The sequence below is a fragment of the Streptococcus pacificus genome, assembly GCF_016481305.1.
Classification (GTDB): Bacteria; Bacillota; Bacilli; order Lactobacillales; family Streptococcaceae; genus Streptococcus; species Streptococcus pacificus.
The window spans coordinates 533,215-554,578 of sequence record NZ_JAENBO010000001.1 but is presented as its reverse complement, the minus strand read 5'-3'; the positions used below and the strand labels follow the sequence as shown (position 1 = coordinate 554,578).

Sequence of the window (21,364 nt, the reverse complement as noted above, 5' to 3'; positions counted from 1 at the left end):
TATAAATCTTAGCAATGTTTGTATTCTAAGATTTGTATGTTTCCTTTTTTATTAATTATGTAAAATTAATTTTTAAATATCGAGATTAACTAAAATGCTATTTTGATTTGGTTACATTGATAATGAAATCATTATGTTTCCTTGTAGTTGACTTTCAACGAAAAAAGTCAACAATAAGTCGCTTGATTATTGACTATGTTAACTGTTATTATACTTATAAAGATAATATTAGGAGGGATAATCATGAATTCTTTAAAAGACTATTTACCAGCTTTGCTACCTATCATCTTCTTGGAAGTTATTTTAATGATTTTTGCTTTAAAAAGTGTACTAAAACAAGAAAAGTTTAAATTTGGAAATAAAGCTTTTTGGATAGTGATCGTTATTATCATTCAAATTCTTGGCCCTATTCTTTATTTTGTGACAGGAAGAGAAGAAAAATGAAAAACGCTTTAGAAATAAAATCATTGTCAAAAACATTTGGAAAAAACCAAGTACTTAATGGCTTAACTTTTAATGTTCCAAAAAATTCGATCTTAGGACTTTTAGGAAGAAATGGTGCTGGTAAAACCACAACGATGAATATGATTTTGGGTTTCTTAAAAATTGATAGTGGTAGCATAAAGATTTTTAATGAAGAGGTGCACTATGGCGAAACCTCTACTAATAAGTACATTGGTTACCTACCAGATGTTCCTGAATTTTATGGCTACATGACGCCAAAGGAATATTTACAACTATGTGGTGAAATTACAGGATTATCTAAAAGTGAAATTAGAGAGAGAAGTCATTATCTTCTCCAATTGGTAGGATTAGAGAAGTATAATAAAAAAATCAGGGGATTTTCTAGAGGAATGAAGCAACGTCTAGGAATTGCCCAAGCTTTATTAAACCAGCCTAAAATTTTGATTTGTGATGAACCGACATCAGCATTAGATCCTTCTGGTAGAAAAGAAATTCTAGAGATTATCAAAAAAATTAGAGGTCAAACTACCGTCATTTTTTCGACACATATTTTGTCTGATGTTGAAGCGATTTGTGATCATGTGATAATCTTAAACAAAGGAAAAAATGTTTTAAGTGGAGAAATTTCCAAATTAAAAGAAATAAAGAGACAATCTAATATTGAAATCAAATTTTTTAATTTAGGAGATAAACAGAAATTTTTACATTCTGATAAAATAATAAAAGAAAGTATCGTTGAAGAAAATAATACTATTGTTATTGAAGGAACAGATGAGAATCAACGTAAAGCCATTATGAGAGAATTCTATAACTTAAGCATCTTCCCTGAAGAAATGAGAGTGATGGAAGCAAGCCTTGAAGATATTTTTTTGGAGGTAACCAGAGAATGAAAATGTGCTTAATCTTTATTAAAAAAGAATTATTAGAATACAGTAGGAATAAAAAGTTGTTTTTAATGCTTATTATTTTTGCCTTATTTGGTTTATTAAGTTCTTTAATAGCAAAATTGACGCCAATAATTTTAGAGTCAGTTTCAACTAATGGCGTCATTATTCAAATGCCTGAGCCAACAGAACTTGATTCATGGGCGCAGTTTTTTAAAAACATTGGTCAAATGGGAATGTTGACACTTATTTTAGTATTTAGTAATCAAATGAGTATCGAACTAGAAAAAGGCACTTTGGTAAATTTATTTTCAAAAGGATTATCAAAAAATGCTGTGGTTATGGCCAAGTTTTTTGTGAGTCTTATCATTTGGATGACTTCCTGTCTAATCGCTTTTACTATAACATGGCTTTATACCGGGTATTTTTTTGAAAACACCATTAGCATTGAATTACTTTTATTTGCCTTAAGTCTTCCTTTTTTGTTTGGCGTGTTACTACTTTCTATAGAACTTTTAGGTGGCATTACGACAGGGTCAACTGTTGGTACACTATCATTTGTTGGGGTGGTGACGCTTGTTCAGCTAATACTTTCTATCAAAACTGATTGGAACAAGTATTTCCCGATTTATTTGGTCACTAATTCTTTAGATGTGTTAAAAAATACAAACACAACTGTTTTTCACTTTCCAATTGTAATTACGATTATTTTAACTTTTGTCGTGATTATTTCTTCTTTAATAGCAATTAAAAAAAGACAAATAGTTTAGGAGGATTTTACTATGACAAAAATTGCTATAGCAGATATCATTTTGAAAAAAAGAAAAGAAAAAAATATAACACAAGATGATTTAGCTTCATTTTTAATGGTAACAAAGGCTGCTGTTTCTAAATGGGAGACAGGACAAAGTCACCCTGATATTTTATTATTACCTAAAATTGCTTCCTACTTTAATATAACAATTGATGAACTAATAGGATATGAGGCGAATTTATCTGAGAGTCAAATTAGAAAAATTATCTATGATTTAATGGATAAAGTAGCTTCTGAATCTTTTGAAGCTGTTTTGGAAACTAGTAAAGAGCTTGTTAAAAAATACTATTCTTGTTTTCCGTTAATCTATTCAATTGGTTTATTCTTAGTCAACCATATTGAGTTTTTAGAAGATAAGAATACTTTAAAAGAACATATGGACTATATTATAAACTTATTTGAAAGAGTGAGAGTAGAAACTAAAGACCTTACTCTAAAAAACTTGGCAACAAGTATGGCGTCTGTTTGTTTATTGCAAGTAGGAAAGTTTGATGAAGTATTAGAACTGCTACCTGAGACAGAACGGTTAATTGAAACCGAAACATTGGTTGTAAGTGCTTATATTCAAAAACAAGATTTAGAATTGGCACAAGAGAAGTCACAAATCTTTTTATATAAAGAACTTTTTAATCTCTATAATCTATTAATGCAGCAAATGACAATGAATCTATCAAATTGGAAGGAAACATCACAGAGAATGGAACAATTAATAGATACATTTAACATTAAGGAATTAAATAAAGGACTTGTTATTAATTTTTATCTCTTAGCTGCAAAAAAATATTTAGAAACTCATGACATTAAAAATGGCTCAAAATATGCAGAAGACGCTTTAAATGAATTAATCTTGATGAAAGAAAAAGACTTTGCATTAAAAGGAGATGCTTATTTTAATCGTATTGAAGAGTGGATTGATCAAAATATTACCGTAGGTAAGAAATCAAATAGAAGTGATAAAATGATTGTACAATCCGTTTTTAATTTGTTTTATAATGACGAAACTTTTGTAGCTATTAGAAATAATAAAAATATTAATGTTCTCCTTGAAAAACTAAAAAAGAAATTTGAATGAACTATTGGGAAATCAAAAAACAATCAGTCTTTCAAAAACTATCAGCCTTTGTTGAGAAATATAAAGGTGTTGGTGGTCAACTATAATCGTCAAACCTCACAGATAGTGAGGTTTTTTTGTCCTCTAATCCCTTATAAAATATAGTAGACCGATGGTCTAAAATTCTTGACAAATGTGTTTAAGAGGATTATACTGTAATTGTAGACCGATGGTCGACAACTTTATGTGAAAAGAAGGTTATCTTATGGACTCTAGTAAGGATTATTTTGTTAAACGGCATGACATTCTTCGGGAAGCTCAGGTCTTGTTTGCTCAAAATGGGTATGAAAAAACCAGTGTTAATGCCATTTTAAATCGTGTTGGTATCGCCAAAGGAACATTTTATTATTATTTCAACTCTAAAGAAGAGGTGCTTGATGCGATTATCGAGGAGATTACGGATATGGCTGTTGCTCGAGCAAGACAAGTGGCTAGCGATGCGTCCTTGTCAGCTATTGATAAATTCCTCAAAGTCTTTTTAGTGATGAATGTTGAAGAAGAAGTGGATAGTCGCTTGAAAGAGACAGTTCACCACTCGCAACACGGTATTTTCTATCAAAAATCTCTGGTGCAGGCTATTGAAAAACTAACACCAATTCTTGAAACGATTGTCAGTGAAGGGATTGAACAAGGAATTTTTCAAGCTGATTTTCCCAAACAATACATCCAAATTTTTCTCACGTCAGCATTGTCACTTTTTGATGGTGATGTGATTATGATGACCCCTACTGAAAAGCAAGAAATGACTCAGGCACTCTTATGTTTGGGTGAAAAAATGTTTGACCTACCTGCTGGGAGTTTTTCTTTGGCTGATAAAATCTCTCGTTAATTGTCAAGGAGCTTGCCATGAAACATTTTATGAAAATCTGGATAGGGCAACTCATATCAAACATTGGTAGTGGTATGACAGCCTTTGCCTTATCTGTCTACGTTTATCAATTAACTGGTAGTGTGGCTTCTGTGTCTCTTGTCACGCTTTTAGCATATTTTCCCACCATTCTTCTTAATCCACTGGGTGGTGTTTTGGCAGACCGTTACGATAGAAGGTTACTTATGATTTGTGGCGATTTGTTTTCTGCCTTTGGTTTGCTCTTTATTCTGATAAACATGCAAGTGGGAAATACAGGCTTATGGCCCATCATTATCGGAGTCACCATCAATGCTGTCTTTGTTTCCTTACTTGATCCTGCTTATGGAGCAACGGTTACAGATTTACTCACAAAAGAGGAGTACAGTAGGGCCAGTGGTCTTGTGCAAATTGCAAGAAATGTTAAATACCTTATTTCGCCAGCTCTAGCAGGATTGTTACTGACTAGCTTTGACATCAAGTTGATTTTAATCCTTGATATCCTAACCATTGTTGTGACTGTTAGTATCGTTAGCATGGTGAGAAAACAGATTGCAAACGCAAAACCAAGACAAGAGCAACTGTCTTTCAAGCAGGAATTAAAAGAAGGACTAGCCTATCTTTTAAAAGATAAGGGCGTTAGACAACTCGTCTTACTCATGGCTTTAATGTGTTTTTTCATCGGTTTCATTCAAATCGCACTAACCCCCATGTTACTTGCTATTGATAGTATTAAAACCGCTGGTTTAATCCAAACACTGAGTGCTTTTGGTATGTTGCTATCAAGTATTGTTATTAGTGTCATCGGCGTTAAAAAACATTATTTTAGACTCTTAATACTTTCTTTGGTGTTTTGTGGTCTTTTTATGAGTTTGATTGGTTTATCAACGTCAATCATTTTCATCTTGTCTGTCACACTCCTTTTCTTTGCAACACTACCTATTGTCAACACCTGTGCCGACTTTCTCATCAGAATACAGATGCCAAATGAAGTGCAAGGGAGGATTTGTGGGTTGATTAGCTTTTTAACCCAGATTGGCTATGTCATTGCTTATTTGATTTCAGGCATTTTAGCAGACAAATTATTTGAACCACTCATGGCAAAAAATGGTCTTTTAGCCTCTTCACTCGGGCAAGTGATTGGTACTGGTAAAGGACGTGGTCTTGGACTTATGATTATCGTTATGGGTGTCTTAATGCTACTAGTTGCTCTTTTTTTAAGTCGCGGTAAAGCCATTACAAGTTTAGAAAAAATGCCTCAACAGTCAATGCCTACAAGCCTATAAATGATTGAAATCAGAGAAAGTTTTTCTTTGAAGCAAGAAGTGGAGAAAAGTTATGAAGACAAAGATGATTAAAAATGATATCAAAAGAAATCCCCTTGGTTATTTATCTTTGGTGTTATTTATCACTTTTTCCAGTGTTCTTTTAATGCTGTCAACGATGATTGTGACGCACTTGATGACGTCTATGACAGCAATGTATGATGTGGCAAAGCCACCACACTTTCTGCAAATGCACAAGGGTGACTTAGACCAAGAAGTCATCAATCGCTTTAATGCTCAATTTGAAGGATTTTCCAAAGGACAAACAGTTGCCATGATTAATCTTGATGGCTCAGATCTTACTATCAAAGGAAATAATTCTTTTTCTCTTGCTGAGTCAAGAATTGATATCGGTTTAGTGAAGCAAAATAGCGATTTTGATTTTCTTTTGGATGACAAGCGTCAGATTATCCAGTTGAAGCCTGGTGAGATAGGCATTCCAATCATTCTTTTAGACCACTATGCGATAAAAATGGGTGATACGGTGACAGTGACCTGTGATGGGATTAAAAAGTCGTTTAAAGTTGCCACTTATGTCCACGATGCTCAAATGAATTCCTCGCTTGTTTCGTCAACCAGGATTCTTCTTAATGATAAAGATTTTGATGACTTGTTTGTAAAAACAAAAAATATCGAGTACATTATTGAAGCTTATATGGAGAATCAAGCACTAGCAAATGCTTATCAAACCGCTTATGAAAATGCAGGCCTTCCAAGTAATGGCCCAGCCATCACCTACAGTCAAATTTTCCTGATTAGTGCTCTGGAAGATATTATTCTTGTTGCGATGACTGTGCTGGTTAGTTTTTCTCTGATTTTTCTAGCCTTGTTAGCGATTAGATACACGCTCATGGCTAGTTTAGAAGAAAGTATTAATGATATTGGCATCATGAAAGCGATTGGTTTTCCCTTCAAGGATATCAGGTATTTTTATTACCATAAGTACCGAGTCATTATCCTTATCGGCTTGAGTCTTGGTTATGTACTTAGTCTTTTAATCGTACCAACATTTTTACAGTCGATTAATCAACGCTTTACCAGTTCTGGTACGAATACCTTGATTTATCTTACTCCTGTCTTTATTTTTCTCATTATCTATCTGATTAGTACGACATACTGTAAAATGCTTTTGAAAGCTATTAAGAAACTAACCATAGTTGAGGCACTCGTTGAGGAAAAAGGCTTTAAGAAGAGTAAAAAAAGTCGAGATAACTTGTCTAAACTACCAAACCTTTCTCTTGATTTTCTCTTAGCATTTAAAACTGTTTTTGATGCCCTGTCTCATTTTAAATTGATTGCGATAACAAGTTTTCTTTTAATCCTGATGATGTTGCTACCTAGTCAACTGGTCACCACAATGACTGACAAGAATTTCATGTCTTATCTTGGAGCTCCTGTTTCAGATATTATGATGACAATGACAGTTAATGAAGCTTCTGAGAATGATGCGCAACAAATTAAAGATTTTTTGGCTAATGATATCGACCTTTATCGTTTTGAAATATTGAAAGAAGTACGCCTTGAAGCCAAAACGAGCCAAAACGACTGGAAGACCTTGAAAATCGATAGTGGGCCAAGTGCAGGCAAAGGTCTCAAGTACCTTGTAGGACAAGCACCACAAACTGATAAGGAAATAGCTCTTTCTCAGTTAAATGCAAATGAACTGGGTAAAGGAGTGGGAGATGCTATTTTACTGCGTGTCAACAATGAAGACGTTAGTTATCTTATTTCTGGTATCTATCAAGATATTACTAATGGTGGGTTAACGGCTAAAACCATTTCGGATTTTTCCCATTTAACCTCTTCACGTTATCAATGGCTTATTTGGCTAAAAGATGAAAAAAGAACTGAAGTTAAAGTCAATGAGTGGCGTCAAGCCTTACCAAGTGACCTTGATGTTGAAGATGTTTCGGTCTTTCTTAATCAAACTCTTGGAGCAGTGACCCAACAAATAAAAGTGGCAACAGTTCTGCTTACTCTTATTGGTTTATTGATTATGAGTTTTTTACTCATCTTGTTTGTGTCCTTACGTTTAGCGCATGATAAGTCTCAAATAGCCATCTTAAAGGCTCTTGGATTTACAAGCTTTGCCATTCGAAAACAATACCTATATCAGATGATTATCGTCACATTTCTTGGGAGTTTTTTTGGTGTTTTATTGGCTATGATTTTTGGTGAGAAAATAGTCAGTGCTTTCTTTTCACTTTTAAATGTTGGGATAACCAAGATAACATTTATCGGTCATTTTGGGATTTACTATGTAATCTTTCCGATTTTACTACTTTTTGTTGTTGGCATTGTCGTTTGGATAAGAACTAGGACAATAAAAAAAGAACACATTTTGTCATTCATCAATGAATAGGAGAAGCTTATGGCTAGTTTATTAGAGGTTAAAAATCTCAGAAAACAGTTTTCTGACACACTTGTTTTAAAGGATATCACGATGACTGTTGAAGAAGGTGAATTTCTTGTTATCATGGGTCAATCAGGCTCTGGGAAGTCGACTCTTTTGTATCAAATTAGTGGAATGGATGTGCCAACAAGTGGTGAACTATTATTTGAAAATAAGAAATTAACCAAATTGGATGATAAGGCATTGAGTCAACTACGATTGGAAAAAATGGGCTTTATTTTTCAAAAGTCTCACCTTCTAAAAAACTTATCGATTCGTGACAATATCATCTTACCAGGTTTTAAGGCCAATCTCTTGCCGAGAAAAGAAGTAGTGGCTCATGCTGAAGAGTTGATGGCAAAGACAGGCATTTTAAAGGTGGCTGAGCATGATATCACCATGGTATCTGGTGGGCAATTACAACGTGCAGCCATCTGTCGTGCTTTGATCAATCACCCCAAAATTATTTTTGGGGATGAACCTACTGGAGCTCTTAATTCTGCAACATCAAATGAAGTGATGACTATACTTAAGGATATTAATCAAGAAGGAACAACCTTAGTCCTTGTCACACATGATCCCAAAGTAGCTGCACAAGCCAGTCGTGTCATCTTTTTGGCAGATGGTCAAATAACTAATCAAATTCGTCTTGATGAGCTTCCAACGGATGATAGTGATCAACGTGAAAAAATGATGATCGATTGGCTTAGCCAACAATCGTTTTAAAAAGTCATATACTAATAAAAGTCTTTTTTCAAAATTCTATACTCTTTTTTAAAAAATTGACTTTGATAATCTGCTAAAATTTGCAACACTTTCACAAAATGTGGGGGTGTTTCATTATTTTTTGTCTATATATTGTGTTTTTAGCAAAAAAATTTTTATTAAAAATAATAATTAAATGATCAAACCTTTCAAATTGTTATTTCTCTTGATTTTTAAAGCTTTTTAATAATATTAGATTTTTTTCTGGAAAAAATCGATAAAGATAATTATAAGAATACAGTCTTTAAATACGTTTAATTATACATCAATCTTTTACAAAGGTTATAAAAATTGCAAAAATAGCTTGTCAGTTCTATTTTTTTTTGGTAGTATACATTTAAAGAAAGTGAGGCATGAGAGCGTTTTTATGCCCACCTTGTATTACTCGTGAAAAGAAGTGTTAAAGCTTCACAAAACAGTTGGATTTAGTCCGAGTTTGCTAGAACCAAAAATAGTTGCAAAATTTTTTCAAATGAGCACTCATTTGAAGGGCTTTTTGTGTACCCAAAAACTCAAAATAGTTAAAACAGGAGAAATCGTATGGGTAAAAACTACTTTACCGAATCACAGTCACCAATCGACTGGGCAATAAATCGTCAAGAGATGCCAATGCGCTCTATCAATTGGAACAAGTTGCAAGATGATAAAGATCTTGAAGTTTGGAACAGAGTCACACAAAATTTTTGGTTACCAGAAAAGATTCCCGTTTCAAACGACTTAAACTCATGGAATGGTCTTTCAGAAGACTGGCAACAACTAATCACTAGAACCTTTACGGGTTTGACGCTTTTAGACACCATTCAAGCGACAGTAGGGGATATTGCTCAAATTCAACATTCTCAAACAGATCATGAACAGGCGATTTATACCAATTTTGCTTTTATGGTAGCTATTCATGCAAGATCTTACGGCACTATTTTCTCAACCTTATGTACGAGTGAGCAAATAGAAGAAGCACATGAATGGGTTGTTGCTACTGAGAGTCTACAGGCTCGAGCAAGAATTCTTATTCCATTTTATACTGGGTCTGACCCACTAAAATCCAAAGTAGCTGCTGCTATGATGCCAGGATTTTTACTCTATGGTGGTTTTTATCTACCGTTTTATCTATCAGCTAGAGGAAAATTGCCTAACACGTCTGATATTATCCGTCTGATTTTACGTGATAAGGTCATTCATAACTATTATAGTGGTTATAAGTACCAACAAAAAGTGGCTAAATTACCTAAAGAAAAGCAAGAAGAAATGAAACAATTTGTTTTTGACTTGCTTTATCAGTTAATCGACCTTGAAAAAGCCTACTTGTATGAACTCTATGAAGGATTTGATATCGCTGAAGAAGCCATTCGTTTTAGTGTTTACAATGCTGGTAAGTTTTTACAAAATCTTGGTTATGATTCGCCTTTTACTGATGAAGAAACTAGCATTTCACCAGAAGTGTTTGCTCAACTATCGGCAAGAGCTGATGAAAATCATGATTTCTTCTCAGGGAATGGCTCATCTTATGTGATGGGTGTTAGCGAAGAAACACTTGATGAGGATTGGGAATTTTAAAGGAGTTTAACATGTTAGTTGTTTATTTTTCTTCGAAATCCAATAATACGCATCGTTTCGTTGAAAAGCTTAACTGCAAGAATTTACGCATCCCAGTTAAAAAGACTGATTTGTCTGTTTCTGAGGATTATATCTTGATTGTACCAACCTATGCTGGTGGTGGTAATGAAGTAAGGGGAGCTGTGCCAAAACAGGTCATTCATTTTTTAAATTCACCACAAAATAGAAAACATTGTCAAGCAGTTATTTCTTCAGGAAATACTAATTTTGGCGATACGTTTGCGATAGCAGGCCCAATTATTTCACAAAAACTACAAGTCCCACTCTTACATCAATTTGAGTTACTAGGGACACAAAGCGATGTTTTAAAAGTGCAAAACATCTTAGATTCATATGAGTGAGAGGAAAACAATGAAAAACTCGGAAAAATATCTTTCTTTAAATGCTATGACACGATTTAAAGATAAGAATGGCAATTATCTTTTTTCAGCAGACAAGGAAGCTGTTTCTAGTTATTTAGAAGAATACATCAAGCCAAACACTATGGCATTTAACTCATTATCAGAAAAAATTGATTACTTAATAGCTAATGATTATTATGATGAAGCTGTTTTAAATCTATATCGTCGTGAATTTGTTCTACAATTATTTGAAAAAGCCTACGAAAAAGAATTTACTTTTTTAAATTTTATGGGTGCTTTAAAGTTTTACAATGCTTACGCCTTAAAAACAGATGATGCTAAATACTTTTTAGAAAACTTTGAAGATCGTGTTGCTATGAATGCTCTTTTCTTAGCTAATGGTGATGAAACATTTGCTCTTTCATTACTTGATGATATTATTAGCAATAAATTTCAACCTGCGACACCAACATTTTTGAATGCTGGTAAAAAAAGACGTGGTGAATTTATTTCTTGCTACTTACTAAGAGTAGAAGACAACATGGAGTCTATTTCAAGAGGTATTAGTACCAGTCTACAACTATCAAAGCGTGGCGGTGGAGTTGCTCTTTGTTTAACTAATCTTCGTGAATTTGGAGCTCCAATAAAAGGTATTAAAAATCAATCTACGGGTATTGTGCCTGTGATGAAATTATTAGAAGATTCTTTTTCTTATGCCAACCAACTAGGGCAAAGACAAGGAGCAGGGGCTGTGTATCTTAGTGCACACCATCCAGAAGTTTTAAAATTTTTAGACACCAAACGTGAAAATGCTGATGAAAAAATTCGTATCAAATCACTATCGTTAGGTCTTGTTATTCCAGACATCACCTTCCAGCTAGCTAAAGACAATAAAGAAATGGCGCTCTTTTCACCTTATGATGTTGAGCGTGTCTATGGTAAGCCGATGTCAGACATTTCAATCACTGAGGAATACGATGCTTTGGTGGCTAATGATGACATTACAAAAACCTATATCAGTGCCCGTAAGCTTTTCCAAATGATTGCTGAACTTCATTTTGAGTCTGGCTATCCTTATATCTTGTTTGAAGATACTGTCAATGAGAGAAATCCACACAAGAAAAAAGGGAGAATTGTCATGTCTAACCTCTGCTCAGAAATCGCGCAAGTTAGTACAATGAGTGAATTTAGTGAGGATTTGAGTTTCACTAAAATTGGTGAGGATATCTGTTGTAATCTAGGTTCTATCAATATTGCTAAAGCAATGGATGATGCAGAGCACTTTGAATCTTTAATCGAACACAGTATTCGCTCACTTGATAGCGTGTCTCGTTCTTCAGATTTAGACAGTGCGCCATCTATTAAAAAAGGCAATCAAAATAATCATGCCGTTGGTTTAGGTGCCATGAACCTTCATGGTTTCCTAGCAACTAACCACATCTACTATGATTCAAAAGAAGCAGTAGAATTTACTGATTTGTTCTTCTATGCTATGGCTTTCTATGCGTTTAAAGCATCTCAAAAACTTGCCCAAACACACGGTGCTTTTGATGGCTTTAAAGACTCTTCTTTTGCTGATGGGTCATACTTTGAAAAATACATTAGTGAAGAAATCGTGCCTCAAAGTGAGAAAATAAAAGCCCTTTTTGATAGTTATCATTTCCATTTGCCGACCCAAAAAGAATGGCAACAATTGGTTGCTGACATTAAAGAAACTGGTATTGCTAATGCTCACTTGATGGCAGTGGCACCAACAGGTTCTATTAGTTATCTTTCATCTTGTACACCAAGTTTACAGCCTGTCGTTTCACCAGTAGAAGTGAGAAAAGAAGGTAAAATTGGTCGTGTTTATGTGTCGTCTTATAAGATTGATAATGACAACTATGTTTATTATCAACAAGGGGCTTATGAAGTTGGACCAGAACCAATCATCAATATTGTAGCTGCAGCACAAAAACATGTTGATCAAGCCATTTCCTTAACCCTCTTTATGACTGATAAAGCGACAACACGTGACTTGAATAGAGCCTATATTCACGCCTTTAAGGAAAAATGTGCTTCCATTTATTATGTTCGTGTGAGACAAGATACCTTAGAAGGAAGTGAGCTCTACGATCAAGATGAGTTAATTGACAATCTTGGTGAGTCATATGCTGAATTATGTGAAGCTTGCATGATTTAAATCTTTTGATAGATTTAATTGAATTGGAAACCATAAAAAAGACAGTGAGGATTCGCTGTCTCTTTATTTTTTTCATTGCAATTGACACATTAAAATTTTGAAAAAAATTTCACTTATAAGTATGAAATTGGTCTTTTCTTTATGATATAATAAAAGCTAGTAAGAGGAGGACAAGAATGAAAAAAGAAAGAAATGTGATTAAAACCATCTTTAAAATCCTAGGATTCATCATTACTCTAGCAATTTCTGCTTTTGTCGGTTTAATTTTATTTTTAACAGTGACCGAATTTAAGCCCGACGAAGTTACTAGAATCCCCCTTGAAAAGACGGTAGAAAAAACAGTTCCTAAAAATAAAGAATTAAGTATTGTTTCTTTCAATATGGGTTTTGCTGGTATGGGTAAAGAATCAGATTTCTTCATGGATGGTGGAAAACAAGTCTTTCCTAAAGATAAAGGTTTGGTGGAAAAAAATCTAGAAGGAATTTCAGAAATTCTTCAAACAATTGATGCAGATTTTACACTTTTACAAGAGGTTGATATCGACTCTAGACGTAGTTATGGTATTAATGAACAAGATTACCTTAATCAAAACGTTTTTGATGGAAAAAGTCTTTTTGCAGAGAATTACAAAGTAGCTTTTGTTCCAGTACCATTTCCACCTCTTGGGAAAATGGATTCTGGTCTTTTAACCAATAGTCGTTATGACGTAGGAGAAGCCAATCGTGTTTCCTTGACTGTTCCCTTTAAATGGCCAGTTCGTCTAGCAAATTTAAAGAGATGTCTATTGACCACTCGCTTACCTATTGAAGGATCAGACAAAGAATTAGTCCTTGTCAATCTTCATCTTGAAGCTTATGATGACACTGGTGGGCGTGAAACACAAACACGTGAACTGATTAACCTAATGAAAGAAGAGTACGAAAAAGGTAACTATGTGATTGCTGGTGGTGATTTCAATCAATCCCTGTTTCCATTAGAAGAGCTTCCATTTGAACTATCTGATGACATTTGGAAACCTGGTGTCTTAGATGACAGTATTCTACCAGAAGGCTACCAACTTCTTAGAGATGAGAGTCTAACACCATCTTGTCGCTCACTTCATAAGATTTATGATGCATCAAGTAAAGATATGGCCTACTACATTATTGATGGGTTTATTGCCACCCCAAACGTGTCAGTTAATCAGGTTGAAACCTATCAACAAGATTTTGAGTATTCTGACCATAATCCCATTGTGCTTGATTTTATGTTGAACGATTAATTGTTTAATGCTTCTTATTGATAAAAGTATTATAGTAGATGTTTGATTGCTACTTGTTGGGAAGTGTAGTAGAGATTATTAATGATTTCAATGACTGACACATTTTACTATTTAAAAGAGGAGTTGTTATGATACCTGCATATATTAAAATTCATGATCATATCAAAAAAGACATTGAAGAAGGCATCTGGAAAATCGGAGATCGTTTGCCTAGTGAACGCGATTTGGCAGATGATTTTGGTGTCAGTCGTATGACGCTTCGACAGGCTATCTCTCTTTTAGTTGAAGAAGGTGTTCTTGAAAGAAGAGTTGGTAGTGGGACCTATGTTGCCAGCAAAAGAGTGCAAGAAAAAATGCGAGGAACAACCAGTTTTACTGAAATTGTCACCTCTCAAGGTAAAACACCATCCAGCCAGTTGATTTCCTTTCAAAAAAAATTAGCTAGTGACACTGAAAGACGCTATCTTAAGTTAAAAGCAGATGAAACTGTGATCAGAATGGAGCGTGTGCGTTATGCAGACAAGCTTCCCTTGGTTTTTGAAGTGGCTAGCATTCCTGAGCGTTTAATTTCATCATTCAACCGTACGGAAATTACAGAGCATTTTTTTAAGACACTAACTGAAAATGGCTACCAGATTGGAAAGAGCGAACAAACGATTTATGCTAAAGTGGCTAATGAAAAAGTGTCAAAATTTCTTGACGTTAATAAGGGACATGCTATTTTAGGACTCACTCAGGTTTCTTATTTTACAGATGGCACACCTTTTGAATATGTTAGAAGTCAATACGTGGGAGATCGTTTTGAGTTTTATCTGGAAAATAATTAAAATTGAAACCATATAAGGAAAAATAGATGACAGAAAATGAATTGATTAACTCTCGCTACCAAAAAGTAGCTATTGGAATTGCTCAAAGAATAGCAGACGGTAAATTTAGTGTTGGTGAAAAAATAAAATCACGTTCAACGATTGCAAGTACTTTTAATGTCTCTCCTGAGACAGCTAGAAAAGCCATCAATGTTTTAGTTGATTTAGACATCTTAGAAGTTAGACAAGGTAGCGGTGCTTTTGTTATTTCAAAAGAAAATGCGATTGCCTATATGAAGCAGTTCAATATTAGCAACTCTTTAAAATCACTTGGACATGATATCCAAAATAACCTTAAGAAGCAAAAAAAGGAAATGGACAGACTTTCTAATCTCGTTCAAAATCTTCTCGAACAATCAAGTCTTCTAAAAAAAGAGTTTCCTTTTGAGCCTTATGAGCTAACAGTAGGTGATTTTTCTAATCACGGAAAATCTTTACAAGAACTAAATATTTGGCAACATACAGGAGCAACAGTCATTGCTATAAAAAAACAAGGTCAATTGATTTTATCGCCTGATCCTTATACCTTGTTAAATAAGGATGATTCTGTCTTTTTTGTCGGTGATGAGATGTCGTTTTTACGGATGCAACATTTTATTAATACTTGACACTTTTAGATGTCATTCTTATTTGCACCTATTTTTCATAGGTGCTTTCTATTTGACAAAAGTGACCACATTGATATAAAATAGAATGGTCAGTTAGAAAAGAAAGAATGAAAGAGGCAATAAATGATCAAATTAGAAGTTAAAAACTTAACAAAAATATTTGGTAAAAAACAAAAATTAGCTTTAAGCATGATTAAAGATAATAAGACAAAAAATGAGATCTTTAAAAAAACCGGAGCAACGGTTGGTGTTTATGATGCCAACTTTTCAGTTGAAGAAGGTGAAATTTTTGTCATCATGGGATTATCTGGAAGTGGTAAATCTACCCTAATCCGTCTTTTAAACAGACTTATAGAACCTTCAAGTGGTGATATCTATATCAATGGTTCTGATATCTCAAAAATGAACAAGGAAGAACTAAGAGAAGTACGCCGTAATACTCTAAACATGGTCTTCCAAAGTTTTGCACTTTTACCTCACAAAACAATATTAGAAAATACTGAGTTTGGTCTAGAGTTAAGAGGTGTTCCAAAAGATGAAAGAATCGTTAGAGCTGAGAAAGCTCTTGACAATTCAGGTTTACTGCCATATAAAGATCAATACCCTGATCAATTATCTGGTGGGATGCAACAACGTGTCGGTTTAGCACGTGCTCTTGCAAACGATCCTGAGATTTTACTCATGGATGAGGCCTTCTCTGCCTTAGACCCGTTGATTAGAAAAGATATGCAAGATGAACTACTAGAACTCCAAGCAAAAGTTCAAAAAACGATTATCTTTATCACACATGATCTTAATGAGGCATTACGTATCGGTGATAGAATTGCTCTTATGAAAGATGGCCAAATTATGCAAATTGGTACTGGTGAAGAAATTCTAACTAATCCAGCTAATGATTTTGTGCGCGACTTCGTTGAAGATGTTGACCGTTCAAAAGTCTTGACAGCTCAAAATATTATGATCAAACCTGTTATTGCTAATATTGATAGTGATGGTCCAAAAATGGCCTTAAACAGAATGAAAACAGAACAAGTTAGTATGTTGATGGCAATCAATAGAAAACGTCAATTACAAGGTGTTATTACAGCAGATGCAGCTCTTGAAGCTAATCGCAAGCACCTTACTTTAAAAGAGGTTTTGGATACTGATGTTAGAAAAGTAACTGAGGATACTCTGGTAACAGATATCTTACCGTTGATTTATGATTCTTCTAGTCCCATAGCTGTTGTTGGTGATAACGATCACTTGCTTGGTGTTGTCATCAAGGGTTCTGTCATTGAATCATTAGCAAAAGATACCGAAGAATAAGGAGAAAATTGTGTTTTTTTTACAAACTAAATTACCCGTCGCAGAGATGGTAGAAAATTTAACCACATGGACAACAAAAACATTCTCAGGTTTGTTTGATGTTATCCAATCGGGTGGTAGTAGTGCTATGGATTACATTACTTCCTACCTTACATTTATTAATCCATTTGTTTTAATCGCTCTAATAACGGCTCTAGCCTACTTTCTTTCTAGAAAAAAATCTAAGAAAAGTTTTGGTCTAGCCTTATTTACCTTACTTGGTTTACTTTTTATTTATAATCAAGGCTTATGGGGAGATTTAATCAATACCTTTACTTTAGTATTGGTTGCCAGTGTGATCTCAGTTATACTAGGGATTCCCCTCGGTATTTGGATGGCAAAGAGTGATCGTTTCCGTCAAATCATTAGTCCGATACTTGACTTTATGCAAACAATGCCAGCCTTTGTTTATCTCATTCCTGCTGTTGCCTTCTTTGGTATTGGTATGGTTCCTGGTGTATTTGCCTCAGTTATTTTTGCATTACCACCAACTGTACGTTTTACCAATCTAGGTATTCGTGAAGTCTCAGCTGAATTATCAGAAGCAGCAGACTCATTTGGTAGTACACCACGTCAAAAATTATTCAAGGTTGAATTGCCAATTGCGAAAGATACAATTGTTGCAGGGATTAGCCAAACAATTATGCTTGCCTTATCAATGGTTGTTACTGGATCAATGATCGGGTCTCCAGGACTTGGTCGTGGTGTCTTATCTGCCCTTCAAAAAGCTGATATTGGTTCAGGATTTGTTAATGGTTTAGCCCTAGTTATTTTAGCGATATTAATTGATAGAATTAGTCAGTTAGCAAACTACAAATCATCCTATAAACCTGCTTCACCTATGATTAAAAAAGTCATTGCCGTTATTGCTATTGTAGCAGTTATTGGTGTTGGTATAGCTAAGAATGTGATGTCAACTAATAAAACGACTAAAGAAACGATTCGTTTATCTTATGTTCAATGGGATTCAGAAATTGCATCCACCAATGTTTTAGCCGAAGTCCTAAGAGAATATGGCTATAATGTTGAATTAACACCACTAGATAACTCAGTTGTTTGGAAATCGGTAGCAGAAGGAACAACAGATGCTTCTGTTAGTGCTTGGTTGCCAGTTACCCATGCTGAACTTTATGATACCTATAAGGATAGTCTTGAAGATTTAGGACCTAACTTAGAGGGCGTTAAACTAGGCTTAGTTGTTCCAAGTTATGTTTCAGCTAATAGTATTTCTGAACTCTCAGACGAAGCTAAAAAAACCATTACAGGTATTGAACCAGGGGCCGGAATTATGGCAGGTGCTGATTCTGCTTTAGAAACTTATTCTAATCTGTCAGGTTGGCAAGTCTCATCTTCTTCAACAGGTGCCATGGTAACAGCTCTTGATAAAGCTATTTCAGCAAAAGAAGAAATTATTGTTACTGGTTGGTCTCCTCACTGGATGTTTGCCAAGTATGATTTGAAATATCTTGAAGACCCAGAAGGTGTCTTTGGTGGCTCAGAAAGTATTAAAACAATGGCTCGTCTTGGCCTAAAAGAAGATCATCCTGAAGCTTATCAAATTATTGATAACTTTGAGTGGACTTCTGAGGACATGGAAGCCGTTATGCTTGATATTCAAAATGGTGCTAGTGAAAAAGAAGCTGCTCAAAAATGGGTTAGTGAAAACAAAGCTACTATTGAAAAATGGGCTAAATAAACTAACTAAAACAAGAGTTTTTAAACTCTTGTTTTTCTTGTCTTTTAGATATTCCATAAAAGCTCTTTTCGTGACTATTAAAAAAGATAGAATTTTGCTATAATATCCTTATGGAAATTGAAAAAACAAATCGTATGAATGCTTTATTTGAATTTTACGCAGCACTTTTAACGGATAAGCAGATGAATTATATTGAGCTTTACTATGCTGATGATTATAGTTTAGCTGAGATTGCTGATGAATACCAAGTTAGTCGCCAAGCTGTTTATGACAATATTAAGAGAACAGAAAAAATCCTTGAAGACTATGAACGAAAACTTCACATGTATTCTGATTATATTGTTCGTAGTGAAATTCTAGATGATTTAATGACAAGATACTCAGATGATTCTTATCTGATTGAAAAATTAACTTTTTTAACTAGTATTGATAATAACGATTAAGTAAGAAAATAGGAGATAAAATAATGGCATTTGAGAGTTTAACAGAACGCTTACAGGGTGTTTTTAAGAATCTAAGGGGTAAGAAGAAATTATCTGAAAAGGATGTTCAAGAGGTCACTAAAGAAATTAGATTAGCCCTTCTTGAAGCCGACGTTGCCTTACCTGTTGTTAAGGAGTTTATTAAACGTGTTCGGACACGTGCTATTGGGCATGAGGTTATTGATACCTTAAACCCTTCGCAACAAATGGTTAAAATTGTTAATGATGAATTGACAACTGTTTTGGGATCAGAAACATCTCACATTGAAAAAGCGCCTAAAATTCCTACCATTATCATGATGGTTGGTCTTCAAGGGGCTGGTAAAACAACCTTTGCTGGTAAGTTAGCCAATAAATTAATCAAAGAAGAAAAAGCAAGACCTTTGATGATTGCAGCCGATATTTATCGTCCTGCAGCAATTGATCAGTTAAAAACTCTTGGTGAACAAATCGGTGTCCCTGTTTTTGATATGGGCGTTGAGCATTCTGCGGTTGAGATTGTCACTCAAGGGCTTAACAAGGCTCGTGAAAATCATAATGACTATGTCTTGATTGATACAGCTGGCCGACTTCAAATTGATGAGATTCTGATGAAAGAGCTTCGTGATATCAAGGCGCTTGCTAATCCAAACGAGATTTTGCTTGTCGTTGATAGCATGATTGGTCAAGAAGCAGCAAATGTTGCTCGTGAATTTAATGAACAACTTGATATTACTGGTGTTGTTTTAACCAAGATTGATGGTGATACAAGAGGTGGTGCGGCACTTTCTGTTCGTCATATTACTGGTCAACCGATTAAATTTACCGGGACCGGTGAAAAGATTACAGATATTGAGACATTCCATCCAGATCGTATGGCTAGCCGTATTCTTGGTATGGGTGACCTATTAACCCTGATTGAAAAAGCTAGTCAGGAGTATGATGAACAAAAATCAATGCAACTCGCTGAAAAAATGCGTGAAAACACCTTTGATTTTAATGATTTCATCGAACAATTAGACCAAGTCCAAAATATGGGTCCAATGGAAGACATCCTTAAAATGATTCCTGGAATGGCTGGAAATCCAGCGCTAGCTAACCTCAAAATAGATGAAAGAGAGATTGCTAGAAAACGTGCCATTGTTTCTTCTATGACGCCTGAAGAACGTGAAAATCCTGATTTGTTATCTCCAAGTCGCAGACGTCGTATAGCAGGGGGTTCTGGTAATTCCTTTATCGAAGTCAATAAGTTTATTAAAGATTTCAACCAAGCTAAAGCCATGATGCAAGGTGCCATGTCTGGTGATATGAATAAGATGATGAAACAAATGGGAATTGACCCTAGCAAAATGCCTAAAAACATGGATATGAGTGCCTTAAGTCAAGGTGGGATGCCAGGAATGCCTGATATGTCTGCTTTAGGTGGTGGTGATATGGATATGAGCCAACTACTTGGAGGTGGCTTTAAAGGTAAAATTGGTGAAATGGCTATGAAACACTCCATGAAAAAAATGGCCAAGAAACTTAAAAAAGCAAAAAGAAAAAGAAAATAAATCATTAAGTTTACATAATTAAATTTATGTAAACTTTTTTGTCTTAAAACGGAAATTTCTGAAAATGTCTGTTATAATGGACATTTTTAATGATTTCCGTCACAATGGACATTTTTTAAAATGTCTGTTATAATGGACATTATAAAGGAGATAAGAATGATTTATATTGCAATTATAGGAGATATTATCTCTTCAAAATCAATCAAAGAACGTTCTCAAGCTCAAAAAAGGCTTATGACATTAATAGCGGATATCAATAAAAAATATGAGAAAGTTTTAAAATCACCATTTACTATAACAACAGGTGATGAATTTCAAGCTTTATTATTACCGAATCAGGATGTCTTTGAGATAATTGAAGTCATTTCTGCACAATTTCAACCTTATCATCTTCGTTTTGGCATTGGGGTAGGAGAAATATTGACAGATATTAATGAAAAGCAAAGTATCGGATCTGATGGTCCGGCTTATTGGCATGCAAGAAAAGCAATTGATTACATTCATGATAATAATGACTATGGTACAAATACTATTGCTGTTGATTTAGAAAATGATGCATTAAAAAGAAGTGTCAACAGTTTAGTTTCTGCTGCAGAATTCATTAAATCTAAATGGACAAAAACACAAGAAAAAATTATGTTTTCTCTTTTAGAACAAGGCATTTATGATGAAAAATTTGAGCATAAAAAAATCGCCCACTTATTATCTTTAACACCAAGTGCTTTTAATAAAAGGCTTAAAGCCAGTGGACTCAAGATATATTTACGACTCAAACGTCAAGCTATGACTTCTATTCTAAGCGCTATTAAAGAAGAAGGAGAAGGAGACTAG

Annotated in this window: 19 protein-coding genes; all 19 read left to right on the top strand. The window is 34.4% G+C overall.

All coding sequences use genetic code 11. From position 1 onward, the window contains the following. The first annotated feature begins 243 nt into the window (after positions 1-243). On the top strand, positions 244-444 hold the full coding sequence (locus JHK62_RS02540) for a PLDc N-terminal domain-containing protein (protein ID WP_199575106.1): 201 nt from the start codon (positions 244-246) through the stop codon (positions 442-444). After that, positions 441-1,355: an ABC transporter ATP-binding protein gene (locus tag JHK62_RS02535; protein ID WP_199575105.1), complete on the top strand. Its 915-nt coding sequence runs from the start codon at positions 441-443 to the stop codon at positions 1,353-1,355. The genes JHK62_RS02540 and JHK62_RS02535 overlap by 4 nt, the downstream gene beginning before the upstream one ends. Beyond that, positions 1,352-2,119 (top strand): FUSC family protein, encoded by a 768-nt coding sequence (locus JHK62_RS02530; RefSeq protein WP_199575104.1) that lies wholly within the window; start codon positions 1,352-1,354, stop codon positions 2,117-2,119. The genes JHK62_RS02535 and JHK62_RS02530 overlap by 4 nt, the downstream gene beginning before the upstream one ends. A 12-nt stretch (positions 2,120-2,131) precedes the next feature. Continuing rightward, positions 2,132-3,235 (top strand): helix-turn-helix domain-containing protein, encoded by a 1,104-nt coding sequence (locus JHK62_RS02525; RefSeq protein ID WP_199575103.1) that lies wholly within the window; start codon positions 2,132-2,134, stop codon positions 3,233-3,235. A gap of 244 nt (positions 3,236-3,479) precedes the next feature. Continuing rightward, positions 3,480-4,103: a TetR/AcrR family transcriptional regulator gene (locus JHK62_RS02520; RefSeq protein ID WP_199575102.1), complete on the top strand. Its 624-nt coding sequence runs from the start codon at positions 3,480-3,482 to the stop codon at positions 4,101-4,103. A 17-nt stretch (positions 4,104-4,120) separates the two neighbouring features. Further along, the gene (locus JHK62_RS02515) at positions 4,121-5,407 is read left to right on the top strand and encodes an MFS transporter (protein ID WP_199575101.1); all 1,287 of its coding nucleotides are present in this window, start codon (positions 4,121-4,123) and stop codon (positions 5,405-5,407) included. 52 nt (positions 5,408-5,459) lie between these two features. Next, positions 5,460-7,808, top strand: a complete 2,349-nt coding sequence (locus tag JHK62_RS02510; protein ID WP_199575100.1) for an ABC transporter permease — start codon at positions 5,460-5,462, stop codon at positions 7,806-7,808. Between the two features lie 9 nt (positions 7,809-7,817). Further along, positions 7,818-8,564 (top strand): ABC transporter ATP-binding protein, encoded by a 747-nt coding sequence (locus JHK62_RS02505; RefSeq protein ID WP_199575099.1) that lies wholly within the window; start codon positions 7,818-7,820, stop codon positions 8,562-8,564. Positions 8,565-9,143: 579 nt separating this feature from the next. Further along, a complete protein-coding gene (gene nrdF / locus JHK62_RS02500; RefSeq protein ID WP_199567403.1) occupies positions 9,144-10,157 on the top strand; it encodes a class 1b ribonucleoside-diphosphate reductase subunit beta in 1,014 nt (337 codons plus the stop codon). Positions 10,158-10,168: 11 nt separating this feature from the next. Further along, a complete protein-coding gene (gene nrdI, locus JHK62_RS02495; RefSeq protein ID WP_199575098.1) occupies positions 10,169-10,558 on the top strand; it encodes a class Ib ribonucleoside-diphosphate reductase assembly flavoprotein NrdI in 390 nt (129 codons plus the stop codon). Positions 10,559-10,568: 10 nt separating this feature from the next. Beyond that, positions 10,569-12,740, top strand: a complete 2,172-nt coding sequence (nrdE, locus tag JHK62_RS02490; protein WP_199575097.1) for a class 1b ribonucleoside-diphosphate reductase subunit alpha — start codon at positions 10,569-10,571, stop codon at positions 12,738-12,740. A 176-nt stretch (positions 12,741-12,916) separates the two neighbouring features. Further along, positions 12,917-14,002, top strand: a complete 1,086-nt coding sequence (locus tag JHK62_RS02485; protein WP_199575096.1) for an endonuclease/exonuclease/phosphatase family protein — start codon at positions 12,917-12,919, stop codon at positions 14,000-14,002. Positions 14,003-14,130: 128 nt separating this feature from the next. Further along, on the top strand, positions 14,131-14,829 hold the full coding sequence (locus JHK62_RS02480; RefSeq protein WP_199575095.1) for a GntR family transcriptional regulator: 699 nt from the start codon (positions 14,131-14,133) through the stop codon (positions 14,827-14,829). A gap of 26 nt (positions 14,830-14,855) precedes the next feature. Next, positions 14,856-15,476 carry a GntR family transcriptional regulator gene (locus tag JHK62_RS02475; protein WP_199575094.1) on the top strand — a complete coding sequence of 207 codons (621 nt, stop codon included), beginning with the start codon at positions 14,856-14,858 and terminating at the stop codon, positions 15,474-15,476. A 123-nt stretch (positions 15,477-15,599) separates the two neighbouring features. Continuing rightward, the gene (locus JHK62_RS02470; protein ID WP_199575093.1) at positions 15,600-16,784 is read left to right on the top strand and encodes a quaternary amine ABC transporter ATP-binding protein; all 1,185 of its coding nucleotides are present in this window, start codon (positions 15,600-15,602) and stop codon (positions 16,782-16,784) included. Between the two features lie 46 nt (positions 16,785-16,830). Beyond that, positions 16,831-18,519, top strand: coding sequence for an ABC transporter permease/substrate binding protein (locus JHK62_RS02465; protein WP_199575244.1), 1,689 nt, complete (start codon positions 16,831-16,833; stop codon positions 18,517-18,519). 110 nt (positions 18,520-18,629) lie between these two features. Continuing rightward, positions 18,630-18,962 carry a putative DNA-binding protein gene (locus tag JHK62_RS02460; protein WP_199575092.1) on the top strand — a complete coding sequence of 111 codons (333 nt, stop codon included), beginning with the start codon at positions 18,630-18,632 and terminating at the stop codon, positions 18,960-18,962. A 23-nt stretch (positions 18,963-18,985) separates the two neighbouring features. Then, positions 18,986-20,533, top strand: coding sequence for a signal recognition particle protein (ffh, locus tag JHK62_RS02455; protein WP_199575091.1), 1,548 nt, complete (start codon positions 18,986-18,988; stop codon positions 20,531-20,533). Between the two features lie 156 nt (positions 20,534-20,689). Next, on the top strand, positions 20,690-21,364 hold the full coding sequence (locus tag JHK62_RS02450; protein WP_199575090.1) for a SatD family protein: 675 nt from the start codon (positions 20,690-20,692) through the stop codon (positions 21,362-21,364).